This window comes from Octadecabacter sp. B2R22, from assembly GCF_018861045.1.
Taxonomy (GTDB): domain Bacteria; phylum Pseudomonadota; class Alphaproteobacteria; order Rhodobacterales; family Rhodobacteraceae; genus Octadecabacter.
The window spans coordinates 440,100-463,936 of the sequence record NZ_JAHKQJ010000010.1 but is presented as its reverse complement, the minus strand read 5'-3'; the positions used below and the strand labels follow the sequence as shown (position 1 = coordinate 463,936).

Here is a 23,837-nt window from a genome sequence, read left to right as displayed (position 1 = left end):
GTGGTAGGTCATTGTCGCACAATGTTTCGATTGCTTGCCTTGATGGCCTTTTTACCTTCGCTCGTCGCCGCCGATTGGACGCCGCGCCCATTGCTTTTTACGTATGAAGCAACTTTGGACACCTGTGTCGCGGACCCAGATCGCCCCGATCTCGCGCGCAATTGCGAAAAAGACCTCAGCGCGGCTTATGCCTTGAAACGCGCCGTCGCATGGGCCGCATTCGAGTGCGGTTTTACAGATGCCGAAACATGTGTAGCCCCTTTTGAGGACGAAGGCCTGCCCGCCTTGGCAGCCTCTATCGCAATTAACGTGGGATGCGATGCGACAGCCATTGCAACCCTGCCTGAAGACGAACCCTTCCCGCCAAACCATTGCGTCACCGTTGCCTCCGACATCATGATTGACGAGGGCGTCGTGCCCTTACGGCTGGATATTTACTGCGGGATCAACTGGATCGAATGCGGTGAACTGGCGCTCATCAACGATGCGTTCTGGAAGGACCAAGTCGAACAGGCTGCCCCAGACGACCCGCTAATCCGGGAACTTCAATTGCGCAACATTGCGGAGTGTGAAATGCAGTCGCGCGACATCGGCGGCTGGGCCATCGATCTCAATGCGCTCGAATGCACCAGCGCACGTTCGGCCAGTCTTTGGGCTGACTTGGCAAAAGAAATGGAACGGGAAAACTAATGGGTGAGCTTTATTTGGTTCGACACGGGCAAGCCAACACAGGCGCCGAGACGGAAGAAGACTATGACCGCCTGTCAGACCTAGGTCACGTTCAAGCCAAGCTATTGGGCGATTGGATGCGCGACCACGAGGCCCCCTTTGACCAAATTTTAGCAGGCACGATGCGACGTCACCGCGAAACCGCCGCAGGAATGGGCTATGCTCCAGAACGCTTTGATGAACGCCTGAACGAAATGGAATATTTCGCCCTTGTTCGGGATATGCAGCTGCATCACGGCGTAGAGCCCCCAAACAGCGCCGATGAATTTGCAGTGCACATGCCGCAAACCTTGGCCGCGTGGGAAAAGGCGACGATCAATGGTGCCGAACCCTTTGCAACATTCGAAACCCGCATCCTCACGGCGCTGCAAGAAGCCACCAAACCTGGGAAACGGGTGCTTTGCGTCACATCTGGTGGCGTTATTGGCATGGTGATGCGCGGCGCACTCGGCCTCAGCACACACCAAATGGCCCATGTGCTTTTGCCGATCTACAATTCTTCGCTGCATCGTTTCCGCATCCGTCCGGAGGGCACGTTTCTGATGACCTTCAACGGAATACCGCACCTAGACGCGCCAAGCCTCTCGGATCATCGGACCCACATCTAGACTTTAGCCGTGCTTGGATTTGATGTGCGCAATCGCTTGCGCAATGGCATCCTCGGCACTCATGTCAGACGTGTCCAACTGTATCGCATCTTCCGCAGGCTTTAATGGCGCCGTCTCGCGCTCCCTGTCTCGTTTGTCACGCGCCTGCACATCGGCGAGAACCTGTTCGAAATCCAAACCCATCCCATTGGCAGTCAGCTCATCCAGCCGTCGTTGCGCACGAGTTGCGGCACTGGCTGTGACAAACAGTTTAACATCTGCGTTCGGGCAAATGACGGTTCCAATATCGCGCCCGTCCAGTACCGCGCCACCATCGCGCCCGGCAAACTGTATTTGAAACGCGGTCAAGGCCGCGCGGACATCGCTGTCCACTGCAACACGGCTGGCCGCTTGCGCGACTTCAGGCGTGCGCAGATGCGTGGCGTCCAGATCAATCGCCTCAAGGGTTTGTGCCGCTTGCAACGGGTCCGCCCCGTTCAGCACCTTTGCCCCAACGGCGCGGTACAACAAGCCTGTGTCCAGATGGGCAAACCCAAAATGCGCGGCAACCGCTTTGGAAATGGTTCCTTTGCCTGCAGCCGCAGGCCCGTCGATAGCAACCGTGAACTTCATACCGATCTCCTTAGGTGCACAATCAAAACCAGCGCACAAAGATAGAGTGCCGCAAATTTCGCCAATGTTAAATGATGCGCGATATCGACCATCGCCAAAGATGGCTGATCCGCCCTGATCACCCGCAACAACGCCGCATTTTCGGACAGATCAATGGCGGCGTAAACCAACGCCAACCCGACAACAAAATACCGGATCCCCGATCCGCGCCACCCGACGAGAGCCATCCAGCACGCAAGAGCCACAATGAATATCCGGTCGTAGAGGCCAAGTACTCGCGCATAACCATCCAGTATCCGCCCACTAAGGGCTTCAAGAAAGGGTGCGATGCTTTGGGCGCTATACCCTGTCAGGTGAAAATCCGGCGGCCAATGCCAATCTGTCCCCGGCAAGACGCGGAAATACAAAACCGCCCCCATCATCAGATAGGCATAAATCGCGGTCCACCCCGAAACCCTGCGCAGGGCCAAAATCATGCGTTCTGCCGCACGATCCCCGCGCCCAGATTTTTCATCAGGCCTTCAAAAATCGGGAACGATGTGGCAATCGGGCCGCCATCATCCACCGACATCGGCTTGTTCGTGGCCAGTCCCATCACAAGGAACGACATCGCGATACGGTGATCCAACTGGCTGGCTGCGGTTATGCCGCCCTCAACATTGCCAAAGCCCGCACCTGTAACGATCCACCAATCATCGCCCTCATCAACAGCCACACCAGCCGCCCGCAGCCCTTTGGCCATAGCATCAATCCGGTCGCTTTCTTTGACGCGCAATTCTTTGACGCCGCGCATCACAGTGTCGCCTTTCGCAAAGGCCGCGACCACTGACAAAACTGGGTATTCGTCGATCATCGACGCAGCCCGCGCAGGAGGCACTTCGATGCCCTTCATATCAGGTGAATACCGCGCGCGCAGATCGGCAACAGGCTCACCACCTTCTTCACGCATATTTTCGAATGTCAGATCTGCACCCATCTCTTGGAGGGTGTAGAACAGCCCAGCGCGCGTCGGGTTCAGCCCGATATTGGGGACCAATACGTCAGACCCTTCGGCCAACAACGCGGCACACACAGGAAACGCTGCCGAGCTTGGGTCGCGCGGCACTACAATCGTCTGTGGCTTTAACTCAGGCTGACCCACCAGCGTAATAACGCGCCCCTCGTCGGTTTCTTCAACGCTTAGCTTTGCACCAAAACCCACCAACATCCGCTCGGTATGGTCGCGCGTTGCTTCTTTTTCGATGACCACAGTTTCACCGGGGGCGTTCAACCCTGCCAACAAAACAGCTGATTTCACCTGCGCGGACGGCATCGGTACGGTGTAGCGCACCGGCACGGGCGCCTTCGCACCAACAATCGTCATCGGCAGACGGCCGCCTTCACGGCCAACGGCCTGTGTGCCAAACAAGGCCAAAGGATCCGTCACGCGCCCCATGGGACGCCCGTTCAAAGACGCATCCCCCGTAAACGTCACCGTAATATCGCTGGTTGCCATTGTCCCCATGATCAATCGAACACCCGTGCCCGAGTTTCCACAATCGATCACAGTGTCAGGTTCTGAAAACCCGCCGACACCAACACCATGCACGGACCATTCTCCACCGCCGTGGTTAATCACTTCAGCGCCAAACGCTTCCATAGCGCGGCCCGTGTCCAACACGTCCTGCCCTTCCAGAAGACCGGAAATCTTTGTCTCACCGACGGCCATCGCACCTAAAATCAACGACCGATGCGAAATCGACTTATCACCGGGAACATGGGCTTCGCCCTTCAAAGGGCCGCCCTTGCGGGATGTCATTGGAATAGGGTCGCCATGGCTCGACATAGTGTGTCCTTCAAAACTGTTAGCGCCTGATAAACTGCACACGCCGCAAGGTCCACGCCCCTTGCCTTTGTTTCAGAAATACCTTTGGGGGTCTGGGGGCAAACAGCCCCCAGCGGATCGGATGGGCGCAGCCCATTCGATCACGGCGATTACCGCTTTCGGAACGTCAGATAATGGGGTGTGCGACCCTCACGCAGAGCTTTTTGTTCGTACCTTGTGGAAATCCAATCGCTCCAAGGTGTGCGCCAATCGGTTGGCCCTTCGGCCAGCCACTCAAACCCAGCCTTCGGAACTTCTTCTAGCGTTTGACGCACATAATCCGGAATATCTGTCGCAACACGAAACTCCGCGCCTGGTTTCAAAACCCGCACAAGTGGTTCAAGATGTTCTGGCGTTACAAAGCGGCGACGGTGATGACGCGCCTTGGGCCAAGGGTCAGGATACAACAGGAACGCTTTGGAAATAGATGCGTCCGGTAAGACATCAAACATGTCCCGCACATCACCCGGGTAGATGCGCAGATTATCAACGCTCGCATTGCGGATTTTGCCCAACAACATCGCGACGCCGTTGATATAAGGTTCGCAACCGATGATCCCGACGTTCGGATTATCAGCCGCTTGATGGATCACGTGTTCACCACCGCCAAAGCCAACCTCAAGCCACGTATCACTGCCCCCGAACAAACCCTGCAAATCAAGGTTTTCGCGGGTTGGGTTCACGTCCCAATCCACAAGACCAGGGGACAAAGCCGCAAGATCATCTTCCAGATAGCCCTTTTGGCTATCCTTCAGATGTTTGCCTTTTAGGCGGCCATAGAAATTGCGATGCGGACGGTCAGGATGTTTCATCCCTGCCCTTTAGCTTTGCCGTCCGACATTCTCAAGCTTTGCGCGCTGCTTTCGCGGCCAGACGTTCCGCTTTCTTGATTTCACCGCGCACACCAGACCAAAGCATCAGCTTGATCACAAGGATCAGGAAAACTGCAAAGCCCCCTGCAATCATCATCAACAATTGGCTGTCATTGTTCCACATGTCCGCCATTGTACCGCGCTCGACGTCCGTCAACGGAACGATCAGTGTACCAACCCAAATCATTGCAGCGCTCACCGCAAATGTCAGAACCGTGAACACAAATGCCATCGACCACCCTTCGCCAGAAGTCATACGGCGCTGTTCATGTTTGTAAAACTGCTGCGCAACAAGCATCGCTGGCAACAAGACCGTCACGATACCCATACCTGTTCCACTGCCGCCCTGAAAGAAGGTCGCCGCAAGGTCAGGCGCGAAAGCATATGCGCCCCAAATAATCGCCACAGACATCAAAATGACGGCAACAGAATAGATAACAAAACGCGTACAGTAGAACCCAAATGACTTGGTCATGGTAACTTCCTCAAACTTCTTTTTTCAAAACTTCAACTAGATCAGTGGCTTCCCATGAAAACCCGCCATCCGCATCCGGTTTACGGCCAAAGTGCCCGTAAGCAGCCGTGCGCTGATAGATCGGTTTATTCAATTGCAGATGTGTGCGAATGCCGCGCGGGGTCAAATCCATAACCTTCGGGATCGCAGCCTCAATCGCCGCAGCCTCAACAGTCCCTGTCTGGTGCGTATCCACGTAAATAGACAGCGGAGCAGCAACGCCAATGGCATAGGACAACTGCACAGTGCAGCGTTCCGCCATCCCAGACGCCACAACGTTCTTGGCCAGATAGCGCGCCGCATATGCAGCAGAGCGGTCCACCTTGGTCGGGTCTTTGCCAGAAAACGCGCCGCCGCCGTGGGGTGCGGCACCGCCATACGTATCAACGATAATCTTGCGCCCCGTCAGGCCCGCGTCACCATCAGGTCCACCAATGACAAACTTACCCGTCGGGTTCACGTGCCACGCAGTTTGATCATCAAGCCAACCTTCCGGCAGAACTTCACGGATATAAGGTTCCACCACGGCGCGCACATCTGCGCTGGTCATGTTTTCGTCTAGGTGCTGGGTCGACAATACCAACGACGACACCCCAACAGGCACACCGTTTTCATACCGAACTGACAGCTGGGATTTAGCGTCAGGGCCAAGCGTCGGTTCAGTTCCGTTCTTGCGGACCTCAGCCAAACGACGCAGCACGGCATGGGCGTAGTGAATTGGGGCCGGCATCAATTCTGGCGTTTCATTCACAGCGTAGCCGAACATGATGCCCTGATCGCCAGCGCCTTCGTCTTTGCTACCAGCGGCATCGACGCCTTGAGCAATATGCGCGGACTGTTCATGCAACAGGTTCAGCACATTGCAATATTTCCAATGAAACTTGTCCTGCTCATACCCGATGTCTCTGATGCAATCGCGGGCAATCTGGTCTATATCACCCATCATCGCCGTCAGGCGGGTCGGGTCTGACAAGCCAATCTCTCCACCGATAACAACTTGGTTTGTCGTCGCGAAGGTCTCCGCGGCCACGCGTGCTTCGGGTTCGATCGCGATCATCGCATCTAGGACCGCGTCCGAGATACGGTCACAGACTTTATCGGGATGCCCCTCGGAAACGGATTCCGACGTAAAGGTATAGTTTTGACGTGCCATGAGAAGTGCTCCAGTTCATATGCCAATCCACGTCAGGAAGCCGTTGTGGATGGATTAAGGTTGGTTCCGCCTATCCCTGCTCAACCAATGGGTCAACGGCTATAACGCGACGTCGCACAAGCCCCAGCAAAAAGAAGAGGCCCAGCAACACCAACAACGGCCAATCCCCGATCTGCGCATAGGCCGTCGGCGGCAAAGCGTTGGGGACATGAGCGTCAAGATAACCGGCCTCGTTCAGCGGCAAGCTATCAACGATTTCACCACGCGCATCGATAACGGCGGAAATTCCAGTATTCGCAGCACGGATGACAGGCAAGCCCTGTTCAATCGCGCGCGCCTGCGCTTGCACCAGATGTTGGCGAGGGCCAGCATTCGTCCCAAACCATGCATCATTCGTCAGGATCAACAAAACATCGGGCCGCACGTCACCACGTTGGATTTCTTCAGGGAAAATCCCTTCGTAACAGATCAGGACTCGTGCAAGGCCAAACCCGTCGATCTCCATCAACCCATCGCCCTGCCCTGCTGTGAATCCTGCGACTTGCTCAACCAAAGTGCCAAGCCCAAGCGGGACCAGAACATGGGCCAGCGGAATATATTCACCAAACGGCACCAAATGGGCCTTATCCATAATGTCGCCAACGGTCGTCGGCCCCTCGATTACAATGGCGGAGTTGAAGTAGGCGTTGGCGTCTTCGCGTTGAATGCCCGCCACAACGGGGGCGCCACGCGCGGCAATCGACATCCGTTCGATCAAGGGTTGGGCATAGTTCAACAACGACGGAATTGATGTTTCCGGCCAAATAACCACGTCGGGTGGATCACCTGCGCTCGTTTGGGCAATCGCGCGTTCAAAGAAAACTGGCATCCAGTCGCGATCCCACTTTTGATGCTGCGGCGCGTTCGGTTGAACCAGACGAAGTGTGACATCCCTATTCGGTTCTGGCGCTTGCGGCGTGAGCGCCTGCAAACCAAGCGTGGCAAACAGACACCCAACCAAAGCCGGCCAAATCAACGTCCATCCGCGATGCAAACTATAGGCAACCACTCCGATAAGACCCAACAATAACAAAGTCGTGCCATAAGGCCCGACCCAAGCGAACCACACATCCCCGACGCCGCCAATCAAGGTGTAAGACGGCAACCCCCACGGGAACCCCGTGAAAACGTGACCGCGCATAAGTTCGGCAAGGGTCAATGTGATCGGCAACCAAAGCATGGCATTCGCCCGCCCAACTGAAAACCACCGCGCCAACCAGAACGCAGCCCCCCAAAACAAGGCTAATCCACCCGACAGAAATAGGATCGCAAAGGGCGCCATCCAACCATGACGGACCGGATCAACAAGAAACGGTTCGACAATCCATCTTAATGTCACGGCAAAGTAACCAACCCCAAGGAGCCAGCCAAACGATGCGGCCTTTTTCGAGGCCGCTGGCAAGCTCAGCAACGCCAAAATGAACGGGATCGTGACCCACCAAAAACCGGTCGCCCAACTTTCATGGCCGAGAGCAGCCAGAGCCCCCAACACGACAGGTCCGGCAATGCGCGCCACGCGTGGCCAAGCAGCAAACCGTTGCGCCAGATTGCTAGGGTGCAGCTTAGCCACTGCTTGTCCCTGTTAGTCGGACGCGCAGTCGTTTAATGCGGCGAGGGTCGGCTTCGACCACTTCAAACTCAGGACCTTCAGGGTGAACGATCACTTCGCCGCGTGCAGGCACATGACCGGCCAACATGAAAACAAGGCCGCCCAATGTGTCGATCTCTTCTTCGTCGATCTCTTCGTGTTCCGTCAAAGGCATACCAATTTCGGACTCAAATTCATCCAACGGCGCCTTGGCTTCGACCATAAAGACACCTGGCTTCTCTAAGACCCAAAGAGTGTCTTCATCAGCGTCATGTTCGTCTTCGATTTCACCGACGACCTGTTCGATCAGATCTTCGATGGTTACCAGTCCGTCAGACCCACCGTATTCATCAATGACCAATGCCATGTGAATACGTTCCGCCTGCATCTTTTGAAGCAGGACTCCTAGCGGCATAGATGGCGGTACAAACAACAAAGTTCGCGCAAGATCACGTAGATTGAATGCTTTGGATCGCCCGTTAAATCCGTGCGTCAGCGCGAAATCCTTGAGGTTCACAAACCCGATGGGCGTGTCCAACGTCCCGTCAAACACGGGCAAACGTGTCAGCCCGCTATCGCGAAACACCTGCACCAAGTCATCACGATTGATCGTCACCGGAACAGCCACAATATCGGCTTTGGGGATCATCACGTCTTCGACCCGCATGCTGCGCAGGTTCATCATCCCACGCGCTTCGAGCGGCGGCGAGTATCCTGTTACGGGGGTAATATCTTCGGGGGTGTCCGAGGGGCTAAGCGCCTCGACAATACGGCTGAAAAAGCCGCGCTTACTCTTGCTAATTTGGGTATCACTTAGCGCGCTTTGCGCTGCGCTAGAAGGTCCGTCAGTGGTGTCGCCCATTGTCTCCGTTTCCAAATGCGGCCGCATACTGCGACCAAGATACTGTCCTTACGAATATGGGTCAGGGATGTCCAGTTTACCAAGGATTTCTGTCTCTAAACCCTCCATAAGCGTGGCGTCCCCGTCACGTATGTGATCAAAGCCCAACAAATGAAGGGTTCCATGCACCAAAAGGTGGATCACATGGTGCTCAAATGGCTTGCCCGCCTCGGCGGCTTCGCGCGCACAAGTATCGTAGGAAATGGCAATATCACCCAATTCGGCGTCCATCGGAAGGTTTGGCGGATCAGGCATTTCGCCGTCATCTTCGGCGGCCCTCTCATCAGATGGCCATGACAGTACATTGGTCGCACTGCCCTTTTGACGGAAATCTTCGTTGAGCGCGGCGATGCGGGCATCATCACAGGCCAGAATACTGACCTCAAATGCCCCAGCGTCTAACCCAACGCCCCCCAAAGCAGCCACTACCGCTTGCTCAGCCAGCGGGGCTAGGTTTTCCATCCAGCGGTCATCCTCAACGATAATGTCAGCGACTGTCACGGGCGGGGCCTATTTCGGGTCGTCTTTGTCGTAGGCTTCGATAATCGCCGCAACAAGCGGATGACGCACGACGTCCTTGGACGTGAAGTAGTTGAAGTCAATCTTGGGAATATGGGCCAAAAGCCGCTCTGCGTCCCGCAAGCCCGAACTAACGCCGCGCGGCAAATCGATTTGGGTCCGGTCGCCCGTAATCACCATCCGAGACCCTTCACCCAAACGGGTCAGGAACATCTTCATCTGCATGGTTGTTGCGTTCTGGGCTTCGTCCAGCACCACGAAAGCGCGGCTGAGGGTCCGCCCGCGCATAAAGGCAAGCGGCGCGATTTCGATCTTCTTTTCCTCAATCAGCTTTTCCACCTGCTTGGCGGGCAAAAAGTCATTCAAGGCATCGTAAAGCGGCTGCATATACGGATCGACTTTGTCCTTCATGTCACCGGGCAAATAACCAAGTTTTTCACCCGCTTCGACCGCAGGACGGCTGAGGATGATCTTATCGACATGACCGCCAATAAACAGGTTCACCCCGACAGCGACCGCCAGATAGGTTTTGCCTGTCCCAGCGGGACCAATGCCAAACCCCAGCTCGTTCTTGAACAAGGATTTGACGTAAGCCTTCTGGGCATCGGTGCGGGGTTCGACCAGCTTTTTGCGGGTCTTGATCTCAACCCGATCACCGACTCCCAAATCCATCTGGTCTCCAACAGGGGATCCGGTTCCCTTTTCGGACGATCCCATGCGCACTTCACGGTCGATATCGGCCATCTCCACGGCACGCCCCGCCTCAAGGCGTTCATAAAGAGATTGCAGCACTTCGGCGGCTTCTTTCTGTGCTGCGGGTTCACCGTGAATAGACAATTGATTTCCACGGCGCAGAACCTGCACGCCGAGTTTAAGCTCAATGTCAGCGAGGTGGCGGTCATGTTCGCCGCACAGGTCGATCAAAAGGAAGTTATCAGGAAACTCCAGCACGACTGGTGCTGCGTCTTTTTCGTACGGTGTCGGGGGTAGCGTTGTCGTAGTCAATCAACTCTCCGGCGTTTGGTTTCTTCAATGGTGGCGGGTCGCGGGCGAACACGCAAGCCATCCCTGCAAATTGTCACACATTTGAAACGAAAAAAGGCCGCGGTTCTCACCGCGGCCTTTCTTTTAGTCATTAAGTGCATCAGTGCGTATGCGCGTCTGCAGAATGAACTGTCTGATACTGACCGTCGTAAGCCCGTACTTCAACGTTCTCGACACGGACCGCTACAGGATCACCAGGAACATCGTCCCGGATACCCGCTGAATTACTCTGGTAATTGCCGTAAACCACGCCAGGTTCACCAGCACACACTGGCAGGCCCGTTACTGGGTCAAGGCGGTTGCTTGCGCGGCCATCAATTCCATCATCGATAAGCCATGCCTGACACCCATCAGGTGTCACCGCGATACCGGCATTGTCTGACAAGTGGTCGTCCTTGTCGCGGCCAAGGTCAGCGGCAACGGCGATGTAGTCGTTTGGCCCCTGATATTGGCGGGTCCCTTCAACACAAGCCGACAAGCTGCCGACAGCGCCGATTACGAGTGCAAGTTTCAATGTATTCATGATTACCACCTGTAGCAGATTACTTCGACGCGACGGTTCTGAGCCATCCCGGCGCTGGTTCCATTGGATGCGATTGGACGGGTCTCACCGAAGCCAATCTCGCGTTCGATCATAGCGCCAACGCTACGGCCAACGTTCGCAACCGCACGTGCACGGTGCTCAGAAAGGGTCTGGTTGTAGGCATTCGATGCACGGCTATCGGTGTGGCCATAAACCGCAAAACCCGAAACGCCACCTTGGCTGAAGACGTCTTGCAAACGCGCAGTTGCGCTGTCTGTCAGGCGGTAGCTGTCCGTGTGGAACATAGCGTCCGTTTCGCCAACGAAGCAGGTTTCGACCTGCATGCAAACCGGACGGCCTGTTTCTGGGTCAAGACGGTTGACCTGATACTGCTCAAAGCCACCATCAGCCATCCAGTGCATACAGCCATCCGGATCAATCCAGATACCCCACTGAATGCGGCCTGACTGCTCTCCGCGCTCAAACGTTTGCGCAGACGCCGACGCCGCAAGGGCCCCAACAAGCGCGACGGCCGCCAAGCCGATTTTTAGATATTTCATTAGATTTGGCATTCCGAATTCCCCGTAATCATAACTGCGCGCGTGTGGTGAATCCCCACTGACAACGCGTTGCCCACTTGTCGTTTCATTTTTTTGCCCTGTTCTTACACACTACATCCACCAAAAGCGCCCCTGATGCGGCACACCACTTAATGGACGCCAAGTCACATTATTCGCAAGAGATTAACAATTTTTAGCCACATTGGAAGGCAAAAACACAACATATTGTAGCTAAACCGACAACAATCACGGGTAAAAATGGAGTATTGTCCCTGTGGACAACCTTCAATTGACCCGCGGGTCAAGCAATCAATCGCTAAGGTTGCGCTCGCGGTTCACGCTAGCAGATTTCGCCACCTAAAGAGTTTCTTTCGGACTTAACGATCATGACGTCTCTGATGTCACCGATGGACACATCTGATGTCTCTGCAAAAACGGCATGCAGGTATTCGGACTTGCCGATCATCTGCCCCGCTTCGCGTCCATTCTTTTCAAACAAGACCTTAACCTTGCGCCCAATCATCGAGTCCTGAATGTCGCGCTGCTGTTCCCCCAAAAGGGCCTGCAGGCGGTGAAGGCGATCCAACTTTACGTCCTCATCGACCTGCGCGCGCTCAGCGGCAGGCGTGCCAGGGCGGGTGGAATATTTGAACGAATACGCTTGCCCGTAACCAACAGTGCGCACCAAATCCATTGTGTCCTCAAAATCGGCTTCGGTCTCACCGGGGAAACCGACAATGAAATCGCCAGACAACAACAGATCAGGACGCGCGCCGCGAATGCGTTCGATCAGTTTGAAGTATTCGTCACGTGTATGTTTGCGATTCATCGCCTTGAGCACTTTGTCAGAACCGGACTGAACAGGCAGATGCAGATACGGCATAAGCTTATCGCACGTCCCATGCGCTTCGATCAAAGCATCATCCATGTCGTTGGGGTGGCTGGTGGTGAAACGGATTCGTTCCAAGCCATCGACTTTATCGAGATCCCAGATCAGCCCTGCCAAGCCGCCATCATGACCGTGGTAGGCATTCACGTTCTGCCCGAGCAGCGTAAGTTCGCGAACACCCGCTTCGACCAATTCCTGAGCTTCGCGAATAATACGATCGCTCGGGCGGCTGACTTCGGCGCCACGCGTATAAGGCACCACACAGAAGGCGCAGAACTTGTCGCAGCCCTCTTGCACGGTCAAGAACGCGGTTGGCCCACGCTTCGCTTTGGGGCGCGACTTTAACGTTTCAAATTTATCGTCCTCAGGGAAATCCGTATCCAAAGCTTTTTCACCCTTGGTTACGGCTTCTTCCATAGCCGGCAAGCGGTGATAACTTTGCGGGCCTACCACCAGATCAACTATCGGCTGGCGTTTCATGATTTCGGCACCTTCGGCCTGTGCAACACAGCCTGCAACGCCGATCTTTAGGTCCGGCTTGTCTGCCTTCAGTCCTTTAAGACGCCCGAGTTCCGAATAAATCTTTTCCGCCGCCTTTTCACGAATGTGACAGGTGTTCAGCAGGATCATATCCGCGTCTTCGGGGCTCTGCGTGGTTTCATAGCCCTGCCCACCAAGGCTTTCGGCCATACGTTCACTATCATACACGTTCATCTGGCACCCGTAGGTCTTAATGAACAACTTCTTGGCGGCAGGTTTATTTGGCGCGGACATCGGGACAGCTTTCATGGTGGGTTTCGGCTGCATTTAGCGCAAGGCCTGCCTGCTTGCAATGAAGCGTGATTTGCCAGACATTAGCCGCAATCAGGCAGAGCAACCAAATGATCAAGTATTCAGACCTCACCAGCTTTCTAAAAGACGGCGCGCCCAAACTGCTGAAGGGTCCTGTTGCGCTGATATTAGCCGAGGATGAAGTCGAGCTGGATGCAACTATCCGCCACCACATAGACGCGGGATTTCGCCATACTGTCGTTCTCGCCATGCCCGAGTTTTCCATAGCCGAAGATGTGGCCGAACAGATCATCCGTGTTGATTACAATGTCCGGACGCCAACCGCGTTAGAAACAGCCGTAAACGGCGTGATGAAAGCCACTGGCGATATCTGGATTTACTACTGCTACAACGCCGAGTTCTTATTTCACCCCTTCTGCGAACACCGTACCGTTGGCGAAATGATTGCGTTCAACGTGGAAGAGCGGCGCGACACGGTCCTGACTTATGTGGTCGACCTTTATACAGGCGATCTGTGGCAGAACACGAACGCGGTGTGCATAGAGGACGCCCATCTAGACAAGACAGGTTATTATGCACTGGCCCGTAAGGATCGCTGGAACAATGATCTGGATCGCCAGTTGGATTTCTTTGGCGGGCTGCGGTGGCGGTTCGAAGAGCACATTCCCGTGCCGCGTCGGCGCATCGACCGAGTTGCCCTATTCCGCAACAAACCGGGATTGGTGTTCTTGCCCGATCACCTGTTTAACGATCCCGAATACAACACCTACGCTTGCCCGTGGCACCACAACCTAACAGCCACGATTTGTTCATTCCGCACGGCCAAGGCGCTCAAACGCAACCCGGGGTCCACGTTTGATATCGAAACATTCAAATGGCACAACTCGATCCCGTTTGAATGGCACAGCCAACAGTTGCTAGATTTAGGCCTGATGGAACCGGGGCAGTGGTTCTAGACAGGGGCGAGCGACGCAAAATCGCACACCCGTCTAAGCAACAGCAACACCCGTATCGCCTGCCTGCTGTGCCTTTTTATGAACAGAGCTGAACGGCCAATCACTCGCGACCAAAACCAATCCGGCACGAACTGGCGCTTGTTCGATAAAACCGCGGCGTAGTTCTGCGACAGCAGGCTGAATCTCGATCACCTCACTACAGTCGGACCACAGGTTACCCGTCATTGGTGGCACAGGCACATGTTTCGCAAACGCTGACGAGATCAGCTGAAGCGCGCCACCAACACCAAACTCACCGCACGGAAAGACGCACAGAAGCTGCATCTCGGACGGTAGGACGACGGCTGCTTCAACCTCAAAGGCCCACCTTTTTTGGGCCAAAGCAACGCAGTCACGTAGAATACGCACATGGCGCACCAGCAAATCAGATCGCGGTTCAGCCAGCCGCATTGTAACCGAGACAAACGCATCATCGGGAGAAGCAGGAACCGGAGGGCGGGGGAATGGGGTGTGTAAACTCATGCCCCATCATTGGGCAAACGAGGTTAAAATCTAATGAAGCGTAATGAGGTTAGCTGCGGCGCAACCGGATGACGACATCCACAGACGCAATTTCTGCACCCTCTGGCGCATTTGGGATCCGTGCGATTTCAAGCTGCTCTGCTGGCGCATCAGACAAACGATTGTCGTCTTCCCAGTAGAAATGCGGGTGATCCGACATATTCGTGTCGAAATAGCTTTTGCTGCCATCCACCGTGATCTCACGAAGCAAACCGGCGTCACAAAACGCGCGCAACGTATTGTAGACAGTGGCCAAAGACACCTTTTCGCGGGTTTGTGTTGCCGCTTCGAACAGGCTTTCGGCGGTGACGTGACGATCACGCCCATCCCCAACCAACAATCCGGCAAGTGCTACACGTTGCCGTGTCGGTCGCAGCCCTGCCCCCGCGAGCCACTGTGTGCCGCGTTCTGAGGGTTCGTTTGAGGTTACATCCGCCATTTCGGCACCTTTTGATCTGATCCCCTCTAATATGGTGACATCTCCGGCTCTGTTCAATCTAAAATGCGAATAGGTCGCAGCCAGAACGCGTGTTTTGCGGCTCTCTTGCCCTTGGTAATCCCAAGATGATAGCAGGTAACAACAGCCAGAATTGCACCACTCCACAAGGACACACCTATCATGAGCGAATTCCCAACAAGTTTTGACCGCGATGACCTTCTAAAATGTGCTCGCGGGGAGCTTTTTGGCGAAGGCAATGCACAATTGCCCGAACCACCCATGCTGATGATGGACCGCATCACCGACATCTCAGGTGACGGCGGCGCACACGGCAAAGGTCACGTTATGGCCGAATTCGATATTACGCCTGACCTGTGGTTCTTTGAATGCCACTTCCCCGGCAACCCAATCATGCCCGGCTGCTTGGGTCTCGATGGTCTGTGGCAACTGACGGGCTTCAACCTCGGCTGGCGCGGCTGGAAAGGCCGCGGTTATGCGCTCGGCGTTGGTGAAATCAAACTCAAAGCAATGGTGCGCCCAACGGCGAAAATGATCACGTATGAAATCGACTTCACCAAAGCAGTCCAAACCCGCCGCCTGACAATGGGCGTCGCCGACGGCATCGTTAAGGTCGACGGTGAACTGGCCTATGAAGTGAAGGATATGAAAGTGGCGTTGAGCGAGAGCTGAGAAACGAGCATGTTTTTTATTCGCACGGCAAAATTCATTGCGCATCTAATTTTTTGGCTGAGCCTTCTACGGATCGGCATGGGTTTTTTGGTAGCATTTGGCTCCGATGACATGGCTCAAAACTTCGCAGATTCCGCTCGATATTTAGGGACAGCGAATAGCGGCGAGGCTATCAACGAAGGCACTAGGTATCTTTTGGTTGCTATCGCTCTAGGGGTTATTGCAGAGATTGGCGGCTTAGTCGCCAGACAAACGGACTATTACGAATCCGAGGAAGACGATGTTGAGTCCCACTAGTCCCCCACTTGCTCCTCCCCCCCCTCTCGCCTACACCTAAGAAAACACTACTTAGGGAGCAGCTATGCGGCGTGTCGTCATTACAGGAATGGGAATTGTTTCCCCCATCGGGAACAACGTAGCAGAAGTCGATGCGGCTTTGCGGGCTGGTAAGTCGGGTATTGTCGCCTCTGAGGAGATGGCCGAGCACGGGTTTCGAAGCCAGATCGCAGGCACGCTCAAGATTGATGTGTCTGAACATGTCGACAAACGCACCCTGCGCTTCATGGGCCCCGGTGCGGCCTATGCCCATATTGCAATGGGGCAAGCCATCGAAGACGCGGGCCTTTCGGAAGATGAAATCGTCAACCCGATGACCGGCGTGATTGCGGGTTCTGGCGGCCCTTCTACATCGGCGATGTTTGCGGCTCATCAGGTTGTCCTGAAAACCGGATCGACGAAGCGGATCGGGCCTTTCGCCGTCCCTAAAACCATGTCGTCCACGATCTCCGCCAACTTGGCGACCGCCTACAAGATCAAAGGCATGAACATGTCGATCACGTCGGCCTGCTCTACATCACTGCACTGCATCGGCATGGCCGCGCAACAAATCGCGCTTGGCACGCAAGACATAATGTTTGGTGGCGGCGGCGAAGAGTTGGATTGGACGCTGTCCTGCCTGTTCGATGCCATGGGCGCGATGTCGTCAAAGTATAATGACACGCCTGAAAAGGCATCTCGCGCCTTTGACGCAAACCGCGACGGGTTCGTGATTGCGGGTGGTGGTGCGATGGTCGTTCTGGAATCGCTGGACGGTGCTTTGGCACGTGGTGCGAAAATCTACGCGGAAGTCACAGGGTTTTCTGCGACGTCAGATGGTGCCGATATGGTTGCCCCATCTGGTGAAGGCGGCGAACGCGCCATGCGCGGCGCATTGGCAACCCTGCCCGAAGGCCGCGAAGTCAGCTACATCAACGCCCACGGCACATCCACGCCGGTTGGTGATGTCGGCGAAGTAGAAGCCGTGCGCCGTGTCTTCGGCCAAGGCTCCACGCCTCCGATCAGTTCAACCAAATCCATGACGGGCCACAGCCAAGGCGCAACAGGCGCACAAGAGGCGGTCTATTGCCTGCTGGCGCTTCAAGGCGACTACATTATCCCAAGCATCAACGTTGAAACGCTCGACCCAGCCTTGGACCCTGCTGAAATCGCGACCGAGTTCAAGGAGAATGCAGGCCTGGATACCGTGATGACCAACTCCTTCGGGTTTGGCGGTACAAACGGGTCGATGTTGCTGAGTAAGTATCGCGGCTAGAGAGTATGAGGCTGCAATCAACAGCCTCACATCTCAATAAGACAAAAAAAGCCCGCCAAGATTGGCGGGCTTTTCTAATTAGATCTGCTGTAAACGATTAAGCAGCAGTTGCGTTCTTGCGACGACGTGCAACACCAAGTGCGCCCATACCGGCAAGCAAGAAGCCGAAGCCCGCTGGAAGCGGAACTGGAGCCAGCGCTTCTTCGAAGGAGGCCGTCAATGTGTCTCGGCTGCTATCCGTTACAGTGCCAACACCGCAGTTTTGGGACTCGAAGCATCTTACAAAACTATTGAAGAAGTCAAAAGTGAATGTACCATCTGCGAAATCGAAGTCGACAGGCGCAGAGAGAGTAAGTTGACCAGCGGCTCCCGGAGTTGCACCAGTCGTCAAGTTACGTGTCCGCAACGCGAAATCGACCGATTGCGTCAGGGTTTGACCCATGTAGGTCGCAGTAACATCGATGGATTGCGCTTGCGTATTGTTTATCACAACCGAATTATCGAAAATCGTCGAAAGCGTTCCAGCCAACGAGACGTTCCCGCCATCGACATCGGTGTCAACAACTGCAGAAAAGCCGTTGAATGTTGTGTTATTAAGCGTGAACGTATCCGTAGCCGAAAACGTGACGGTTGCGGCAGACGCAGCAGATGCACTTACAAGAGCGGCTACAACGGCGATTGTCTTAAACATAAAGTACCTCATCGATAACAAGTTTACATTGCCCCAAAACGGAGCCTTGCCGACGTTTATACCTTAACAAACTGTTAACGTCGACAACTTAGAACCGCCGAAGCACCAAAAAGTACGAATATGCTGCATTTCTTCAAGCCAGCACACGCAAGGGGAGAGTGTTCGAGCCATATCGCCCATAAAGGTGGCGCTATGAGAACGGAATTCCAAGACATCCAAGCTCCATCCGTTTGAAAACCCGAAACAATGCGCCTGATCTGCGCCTAACGTTTCCAGCGATACGGAAGTTTTTTGCCAAGAGACGCACCGATTCGCAAAAGGTCCCGCAGTTAGGGCTAGCATGCTTAGATTGAGGGCGACCATTGGGGGCTACAGGACCCGAAAGACGGGGGAGGTGAAGCCATAGCGGCCCTCGGATCATACCGTTACTGCCTCGATTGACTCACCGGAACCTTGACCCGCCCCCCTAATCCGTCGCAAACCCAACCTAATAAATGGAGAGCAGGCTATGACCATCGACATGAACGGCAAGCGCGGACTTATCATGGGGGTCGCCAATGACCGCTCTATTGCTTGGGGCATCGCAAAGCAGATGCATGCGGCTGGCGCGGAACTGGCGTTCTCCTATCAGGGCGAACAATTGTTGAAACGGGTTGGGCCACTAGCCGAATCTGTTGGCTCGAACACTTTGGTCGAAGCGGACGTTATGGATGACGCATCACTCGACGCTTGCTTTCAAACGTTGAAAGACAAATGGGGCAAGATCGATTTTCTGGTCCACGCGATTGCCTATTCCGACAAGAACGAACTGACCGGTCGTGTGTCAGACACCACACGCGCCAACTTCACAAACTCCATGGCGATCAGCTGTTACAGCTTTATTGACGTGGCCAAACGTGCGTCCCAGATCATGCCAGACGGCGGCACGTTGCTGACACTGACCTATGACGGCAGCCAACGCATCACGCCAAATTACAACGTCATGGGCGTTGCCAAAGCCGCCCTTGAATCTGCGACCCGCTATTTGGCTGCCGATCTTGGACCACAAGGTATTCGTGTTAACGCGATCAGCCCAGGACCAATGAAAACCCTTGCTGGTGCCGCAATCGCAGGTGCGCGTCGCACGTTTAAGTACGCCGAGGCCAATGCGCCTATGCGCCAGAACGCGTCCCTTGACGCAGTTGGTGGCACAGCCGTTTACTTGGCGTCTGACGTCGGGGCATCAACAACTGGTGAAATCGTTCACGTCGATGGTGGCCTGCACGTTATGATGATGCCCGCCCTCGAAAATCTAGCCTAACAGGCGGTTCGTAATGAGCGGTTCAGTCACACTTTTGGCAGGCATTATTGCATGCCTTGCCACCGCCTATGCCTTACGTGGCGGTCTGGTGTCGCGAACGAAGATGACCGTGTTGGGCATGGACCCGCAAGGTATTGGCGTTTCCATTTTGGCCGTGATTTTGGCTGTGTTCCTATTTGGGCCCGTCTTCGGGCTGTCCCTCATCCTTGTTGTCGTAATCCATGAATTCGGCCATGTCGCCGCGTTTCGTGTCGCGGGCCATGATGATGCACGGTTTCGACTTGTGCCGTTGTTGGGCGGCTACGCGATTTCCAATCGCGAACCCGACACGCAGGAAGAAAGCGTTTTCATCACGCTAATGGGTCCTGCAATCTGCATCGCTCCCATGGTTCTGGCCTACGGGCTGGCGGGGATGTCGATCAATGTGATGCCCGCCGCTTATGGGCCGTTGATGACGTTTGCCAGCATTTGCGGAGCGTTGAATTTCTTTAACCTACTGCCGATTTGGCCATTGGACGGGGGCCGCTTGACGGCCAGCATCACCTCAGTGTTCCACGACCGCGCGCCGTTCTATATCTTCGCGACTTCCGCCGCATTGATCGGATTGGTCGCGCTCTTATCGCAACGTATTTTTCTGATTTTCATTGTCCTCATGACGGTTCAGCACATGATGCAGACAGGCGGTGGCGATGGCCGTGCGCCCTATCGTCGGATGTCCAAAAAGCGCGCCTTGTTGTGCCTTGGGGCATGGCTGTTTACGGCTGCGGCCCTCTTCGTTGGTGGGCAATCGACCATCCTACGCTTCATCTAATCCCCACAAACGCAAACGGGCCGCACTGATTAGCGCGGCCCGACTTTTTGAATGTCGGCTGTTTAGCTTGCCTTGATCGATACCATTTCAATCGCGAATGTCAGGTCTTTGCCCGCAAGCGCGTGGTTGGCATCCAGCGTTACTTCTGTGTCGCTCATCTCAACAACAGTGACGGGCATGACGTGCTGACCATCCGGTGATTGCATCTGCAGCGTCAGACCCATTTCCAACGGAATTTCCGCAGGAATTTGTTCACGCGGGATGGACTGGCGGTTGGCAGGATTGCTTTCGCCGTAAGCTTCGCCGCATGGGATTTCGACGGTTTTCTTATCGCCTACGGCCATGCCGGGGATGGCTTTGTCCAAACCTGGAATAATCTGACCGGACCCAACGACGAATTCCAAAGGATCGCGCCCTTCGCTGGAATCAAACGTGCTGCCGTCGGACAATGTGCCTGTGTAGTGAATGGAAACGGTATCGCCTGATTTAACTTGGCTCATTGTGCTATCCTTTAGCGTGATTAATTTGGCGGCTGCCTACCAATCGGCCCATGGGATTGCAAATCAGCACCCGTTGCGCGACGCTTGTCTTATGCAACACCCGTTTCAAACCAACGCCGTCAGCGCCGCTTTTGACGCCATGCATGACGTTCAACGCTCGGGTTTGCTGGCAATTCGTGGTTTGATTTTTGAACAAGCCGGGGCCCTACCCGTCGGTCGCATCACAGAATCCCTAAAATGGGGTCAGCCATCCTATGCGACGCCGGACACAAAAGCGGGCACTCCCATCCGGTTGGGCGCAACCAAATCTGGTGATCTGGCGGTTTTCACTCATTGCCAAACCACAGTCATGTCGGATTTCCGCGCCCTCGCTCCGCCTGAGATGAAATTCGACGGTAATCGCGCCGTCCACTTATCGCCAGATATGCCTATTCCGCTGGCTGAGATCACACCATTGATCCGCGCGGCACTCACCTATCGGTTATAACGCCTAAAACTTCCGCCCTATTGAGGGTTCCAAACGCTATCTGCCCATGCAAAGCTACCCACAACTGAAAGGGCTCCTATGACCATAACCACCTGCATTTTCGACGCCTACGGCACCTTGTTTGACGTGGGCGCAGCCGCCCGCAACGTCGCCAAAGAACCGGGTCAGGCGCAATTGGCAGCGGTTTGGGGCAGTTTATCGGCGGATTGGCGCGCCAAGCAGCTGGAGTACTCGTGGCTGCGTGCTATCTCGGGCCGCTATATCCCATTCTGGCAAGTCACCCAAGATTCGCTGGATTGGGCCATGGAAAACAACGGCCTTGCGGACAACGCACTGCGGGCCAAGTTGCTTTCGGTCTACAAGGAACTTCCCGCCTTTCCCGAAGTACCCGCCATGCTGAAATCCTTAAAGGAAAAGGGAATGAACGTCGCAATCTTGTCCAACGGGTCGCCTGATATGCTGGTAAATGCTGTGCGCTCGGCTGGGATCGGCGAATACCTTGATGATGTTCTCAGCGTCGAAGAAGTGCAGATCTACAAACCACATAACCTCGTTTACGATCTTGTCTGGGATCGCTTTGATGTCAGCCAATCCGAAGTGTTGTTCGCATCCTCCAATGGGTGGGATGCAGCTGGCGCGGCCGGATATGGCTTTGCGACGGTTTGGGTCAATCGCGATGACAAGCCCCAAGACCGCCTGTGGGCCGCACCGCACCGCACTCTCAAAGACCTGAAAACCATCCCTGATCTGGTCTGATGCCAAAGTTCACGACCGCCGACGGAACACAGCTTTATTTCACGGACGAGGGTGCAGGCCTGCCTGTTCTGGCCCTCGCTGGGTTAACCCGCAACACCCATGATTTCGATCATGTGGCCCCATATCTTCTAGAGAGTGGCGTCCGTCTGATACGAATGGATTACCGCGGGCGCGGACAGTCTGATTGGGCTGCCCCCGCAAGCTATACAATCCCGCAAGAAGGCATGGATGCTCTCGCGCTTCTTGACCACCTCGGCATCGACAAAGCCGCCGTGCTGGGCACATCGCGTGGCGGGCTTATCGCTATGGTGCTTGCGGCAACGGCCAAGGATCGCCTGCTTGGCGTGGCCCTCAACGACATCGGCCCAGAAATTGAGGCCGCTGGACTGAGCGTCATCAAAGACTACATCGGTCGCAACCCCGCCCAAAAAACACATGACGAAGCAGCGCAATTTCGCGCCAAGGCGTGGTCGCACTTCAAGGGTGTTCCAATGGAACGCTGGCAGACGGAAGTCCGCAATCACTACACGCAAACGGACGCGGGTCTCGTGATCAAGTATGACCCTAAACTGGCCGACACCGTACTGGCCGCCAGCACCAATCTCGCACCCGATTTGTGGCCCGTGTTTGACGCACTGGCAGGATTGCCATTGGCATTCTTACGCGGTGACGCGTCCGATTTGCTATCCGCAGCAGCCTTTGATGAAATGCGAAACCGAAGACCCGATGCCCATGCCGCGACTGTGCTGGGCCGTGGCCACGTGCCATTTCTTGACGAACCGGAATCCATTTCCGTTCTACAAAACTGGATACAGGACCTATGAGCGAAGCCTGCACCATCGACATGATCCGCGACGCAGCTGTTCGCCTCAACGGGCATGCCCGCCGCACGCCCTTGCTGTCTTCGCCCTTCCTCGACGAGGTTGCGGGCCGCAAAGTGTTTATAAAACCCGAATGCTTGCAACATACGGGGTCCTTCAAATTTCGCGGCGGCTGGTCCGCCGTATCCGCACTTGATCCAACCATTCGCGCCCGTGGCGTCATTGCGTTTTCATCAGGAAACCACGCTCAAGGTGTCGCTTTGGCCGCTGCCCGTCACGAAACCACATCTGTGATCATCATGCCCGCGGATGCGCCGCAGCTTAAAATCGACAACACGCGCGCCCTTGGTGCCGAAGTCGTTCTTTATGACCGCGACAACGAAGATCGCGACGAGATCGGCGCCCGCCTAGCCGATGAACGTGGGCTGACCCTGATCAAACCGTTCGACGAACCCTTGGTGATAGCTGGGCAAGGCACGTGTGGACTTGAGATAGCAGAAGACGCCAACGCGCTTGGGATCAAGAATGCCGATGTGTTGGTCTGTTGTGGCGGTGGTGGCCTGACGTCAGGCATCGCTTTGGCCTGTGAAGCAGACGCCCCGACCCTGCGCATCCGCCCTGTTGAGCCTGAAGGATTTGATGATGTCGCGCGCTCGCTGCGCTCTGGCAACCTTGAACGCAACACCGCGACGTCTGGCAACATTTGCGACGCCATTATCACCCCCCAAGCGGGTGATCTAACGTTTCCGATCATGAAACGGTTGTGCGGGCCCGGGCTTGCGATCTCTGAGGACGAAGCCTTGCAAGCGATGGCACAGGCCTTCTTACGTCTCAAGCTTGTCGCGGAACCCGGCGGTGCTGCGGCTCTTGCAGCCGCGCTTTATCGGTCTAACGATATCGACGGGGATGCGGTCATCGTCACCATATCAGGCGGCAATGTTGACCCGACGCAGTTCATGCGCGCACTGGACACCTTGTCCTAATCCTGTTTTCCCTCGGGCTCTTAAATCAGGGTTCCGCCCGTTTT

Annotated in this window: 29 protein-coding genes and 1 riboswitch; of the genes, 12 read left to right on the top strand and 17 right to left on the bottom strand. The window is 55.3% G+C overall.

Annotated elements, in window-relative coordinates; translation table 11 throughout:
- The first annotated feature begins 21 nt into the window (after nt 1-21).
- Entirely contained in the window at nt 22-690 is a 669-nt protein-coding gene (locus KO486_RS15175) for a hypothetical protein (RefSeq protein ID WP_216038117.1), read from the top strand.
- Nucleotides 690-1,337: a histidine phosphatase family protein gene (locus tag KO486_RS15170; RefSeq protein ID WP_216038116.1), complete on the top strand. Its 648-nt coding sequence runs from the start codon at nt 690-692 to the stop codon at nt 1,335-1,337. The genes KO486_RS15175 and KO486_RS15170 overlap by 1 nt, the downstream gene beginning before the upstream one ends.
- 3 nt (nt 1,338-1,340) lie before the next feature.
- On the opposite strand, the gene KO486_RS15165 is transcribed toward KO486_RS15170, so the two are convergent.
- The 13 genes from KO486_RS15165 to miaB form a co-directional block, all read right to left on the bottom strand.
- A complete protein-coding gene (locus KO486_RS15165) occupies nt 1,341-1,949 on the bottom strand; it encodes a d(CMP) kinase (protein WP_216038115.1) in 609 nt (202 codons plus the stop codon).
- Nucleotides 1,946-2,425: a hypothetical protein gene (locus KO486_RS15160; protein ID WP_216038114.1), complete on the bottom strand. Its 480-nt coding sequence runs from the start codon at nt 2,423-2,425 to the stop codon at nt 1,946-1,948. Before KO486_RS15160 ends, KO486_RS15165 begins: the two co-directional genes overlap by 4 nt.
- Nucleotides 2,422-3,774 (bottom strand): 3-phosphoshikimate 1-carboxyvinyltransferase, encoded by a 1,353-nt coding sequence (aroA, locus tag KO486_RS15155; protein WP_216038113.1) that lies wholly within the window; start codon nt 3,772-3,774, stop codon nt 2,422-2,424. The genes KO486_RS15160 and aroA overlap by 4 nt, the downstream gene beginning before the upstream one ends.
- Nucleotides 3,775-3,923: 149 nt before the next feature.
- Complete coding sequence (locus tag KO486_RS15150; RefSeq protein WP_216038112.1) at nt 3,924-4,625, bottom strand: tRNA (guanine(46)-N(7))-methyltransferase TrmB; 702 nt, start codon at nt 4,623-4,625, stop codon at nt 3,924-3,926.
- Between the two features lie 31 nt (nt 4,626-4,656).
- Nucleotides 4,657-5,160: an ABZJ_00895 family protein gene (locus KO486_RS15145; RefSeq protein ID WP_216038111.1), complete on the bottom strand. Its 504-nt coding sequence runs from the start codon at nt 5,158-5,160 to the stop codon at nt 4,657-4,659.
- 10 nt (nt 5,161-5,170) lie between these two features.
- On the bottom strand, nt 5,171-6,352 hold the full coding sequence (gene metK / locus KO486_RS15140) for a methionine adenosyltransferase (RefSeq protein WP_216038110.1): 1,182 nt from the start codon (nt 6,350-6,352) through the stop codon (nt 5,171-5,173).
- Nucleotides 6,353-6,358: 6 nt separating this feature from the next.
- Nucleotides 6,359-6,407, bottom strand: a riboswitch (SAM-SAH riboswitch).
- 15 nt (nt 6,408-6,422) lie between these two features.
- A complete protein-coding gene (gene lnt, locus KO486_RS15135) occupies nt 6,423-7,961 on the bottom strand; it encodes an apolipoprotein N-acyltransferase (protein WP_216038109.1) in 1,539 nt (512 codons plus the stop codon).
- Entirely contained in the window at nt 7,954-8,841 is an 888-nt protein-coding gene (locus KO486_RS15130) for a hemolysin family protein (RefSeq protein ID WP_216038108.1), read from the bottom strand. The genes lnt and KO486_RS15130 overlap by 8 nt, the downstream gene beginning before the upstream one ends.
- Nucleotides 8,842-8,889: 48 nt before the next feature.
- On the bottom strand, nt 8,890-9,342 hold the full coding sequence (gene ybeY, locus KO486_RS15125; RefSeq protein ID WP_216038368.1) for an rRNA maturation RNase YbeY: 453 nt from the start codon (nt 9,340-9,342) through the stop codon (nt 8,890-8,892).
- Nucleotides 9,343-9,390: 48 nt separating this feature from the next.
- A complete protein-coding gene (locus KO486_RS15120; RefSeq protein WP_216038107.1) occupies nt 9,391-10,404 on the bottom strand; it encodes a PhoH family protein in 1,014 nt (337 codons plus the stop codon).
- Between the two features lie 139 nt (nt 10,405-10,543).
- Entirely contained in the window at nt 10,544-10,966 is a 423-nt protein-coding gene (locus tag KO486_RS15115) for a hypothetical protein (protein WP_216038106.1), read from the bottom strand.
- Nucleotides 10,967-10,968: 2 nt separating this feature from the next.
- The gene (locus KO486_RS15110) at nt 10,969-11,526 is read right to left on the bottom strand and encodes an OmpA family protein (protein ID WP_252734821.1); all 558 of its coding nucleotides are present in this window, start codon (nt 11,524-11,526) and stop codon (nt 10,969-10,971) included.
- Between the two features lie 340 nt (nt 11,527-11,866).
- Nucleotides 11,867-13,189: a tRNA (N6-isopentenyl adenosine(37)-C2)-methylthiotransferase MiaB gene (miaB, locus tag KO486_RS15105; protein WP_216038367.1), complete on the bottom strand. Its 1,323-nt coding sequence runs from the start codon at nt 13,187-13,189 to the stop codon at nt 11,867-11,869.
- 107 nt (nt 13,190-13,296) lie between these two features.
- Between miaB and KO486_RS15100 the strand changes: the two genes are divergently transcribed.
- Complete coding sequence (locus tag KO486_RS15100) at nt 13,297-14,163, top strand: hypothetical protein (protein ID WP_216038104.1); 867 nt, start codon at nt 13,297-13,299, stop codon at nt 14,161-14,163.
- 33 nt (nt 14,164-14,196) lie between these two features.
- On the opposite strand, the gene KO486_RS15095 is transcribed toward KO486_RS15100, so the two are convergent.
- Entirely contained in the window at nt 14,197-14,685 is a 489-nt protein-coding gene (locus KO486_RS15095) for a hypothetical protein (protein ID WP_252734815.1), read from the bottom strand.
- Between the two features lie 49 nt (nt 14,686-14,734).
- The gene (irr, locus tag KO486_RS15090; RefSeq protein ID WP_216038103.1) at nt 14,735-15,163 is read right to left on the bottom strand and encodes a Fur family transcriptional regulator Irr; all 429 of its coding nucleotides are present in this window, start codon (nt 15,161-15,163) and stop codon (nt 14,735-14,737) included.
- Between the two features lie 180 nt (nt 15,164-15,343).
- On the opposite strand from irr, the gene fabA reads away from it, so the two are divergent.
- The 3 genes from fabA to KO486_RS15075 all read left to right on the top strand — a co-directional run bounded on the left by fabA (nt 15,344) and on the right by KO486_RS15075 (nt 17,444).
- Nucleotides 15,344-15,853 (top strand): bifunctional 3-hydroxydecanoyl-ACP dehydratase/trans-2-decenoyl-ACP isomerase, encoded by a 510-nt coding sequence (gene fabA / locus KO486_RS15085; protein WP_216038102.1) that lies wholly within the window; start codon nt 15,344-15,346, stop codon nt 15,851-15,853.
- A 9-nt stretch (nt 15,854-15,862) separates the two neighbouring features.
- Nucleotides 15,863-16,150 (top strand): hypothetical protein, encoded by a 288-nt coding sequence (locus KO486_RS15080; protein ID WP_216038101.1) that lies wholly within the window; start codon nt 15,863-15,865, stop codon nt 16,148-16,150.
- A gap of 64 nt (nt 16,151-16,214) precedes the next feature.
- A complete protein-coding gene (locus tag KO486_RS15075; RefSeq protein WP_216038100.1) occupies nt 16,215-17,444 on the top strand; it encodes a beta-ketoacyl synthase N-terminal-like domain-containing protein in 1,230 nt (409 codons plus the stop codon).
- A 97-nt stretch (nt 17,445-17,541) separates the two neighbouring features.
- Here KO486_RS15075 and KO486_RS15070 read toward each other — a convergent pair whose 3' ends face one another.
- The gene (locus tag KO486_RS15070) at nt 17,542-18,135 is read right to left on the bottom strand and encodes a VPLPA-CTERM sorting domain-containing protein (protein ID WP_216038099.1); all 594 of its coding nucleotides are present in this window, start codon (nt 18,133-18,135) and stop codon (nt 17,542-17,544) included.
- A 508-nt stretch (nt 18,136-18,643) separates the two neighbouring features.
- Between KO486_RS15070 and KO486_RS15065 the strand changes: the two genes are divergently transcribed.
- Together KO486_RS15065 and KO486_RS15060 are read left to right on the top strand one after the other, a co-directional pair.
- Entirely contained in the window at nt 18,644-19,435 is a 792-nt protein-coding gene (locus KO486_RS15065; protein ID WP_216038098.1) for an SDR family oxidoreductase, read from the top strand.
- Between the two features lie 13 nt (nt 19,436-19,448).
- A complete protein-coding gene (locus KO486_RS15060) occupies nt 19,449-20,246 on the top strand; it encodes a site-2 protease family protein (RefSeq protein WP_216038097.1) in 798 nt (265 codons plus the stop codon).
- Nucleotides 20,247-20,308: 62 nt separating this feature from the next.
- Here KO486_RS15060 and KO486_RS15055 read toward each other — a convergent pair whose 3' ends face one another.
- Nucleotides 20,309-20,746 carry a peptidylprolyl isomerase gene (locus KO486_RS15055; RefSeq protein WP_216038096.1) on the bottom strand — a complete coding sequence of 146 codons (438 nt, stop codon included), beginning with the start codon at nt 20,744-20,746 and terminating at the stop codon, nt 20,309-20,311.
- 91 nt (nt 20,747-20,837) lie between these two features.
- On the opposite strand from KO486_RS15055, the gene KO486_RS15050 reads away from it, so the two are divergent.
- The 4 genes from KO486_RS15050 to KO486_RS15035 all read left to right on the top strand — a co-directional run bounded on the left by KO486_RS15050 (nt 20,838) and on the right by KO486_RS15035 (nt 23,793).
- Nucleotides 20,838-21,233 (top strand): DUF1801 domain-containing protein, encoded by a 396-nt coding sequence (locus KO486_RS15050; RefSeq protein WP_216038095.1) that lies wholly within the window; start codon nt 20,838-20,840, stop codon nt 21,231-21,233.
- Nucleotides 21,234-21,311: 78 nt separating this feature from the next.
- Nucleotides 21,312-21,989: a haloacid dehalogenase type II gene (locus KO486_RS15045; RefSeq protein WP_216038094.1), complete on the top strand. Its 678-nt coding sequence runs from the start codon at nt 21,312-21,314 to the stop codon at nt 21,987-21,989.
- Nucleotides 21,989-22,813 (top strand): alpha/beta hydrolase, encoded by an 825-nt coding sequence (locus tag KO486_RS15040; protein WP_216038093.1) that lies wholly within the window; start codon nt 21,989-21,991, stop codon nt 22,811-22,813. The genes KO486_RS15045 and KO486_RS15040 overlap by 1 nt, the downstream gene beginning before the upstream one ends.
- Nucleotides 22,810-23,793, top strand: coding sequence for a threonine/serine dehydratase (locus KO486_RS15035; RefSeq protein WP_216038092.1), 984 nt, complete (start codon nt 22,810-22,812; stop codon nt 23,791-23,793). The genes KO486_RS15040 and KO486_RS15035 overlap by 4 nt, the downstream gene beginning before the upstream one ends.
- Nucleotides 23,794-23,837 lie beyond the last annotated feature (44 nt).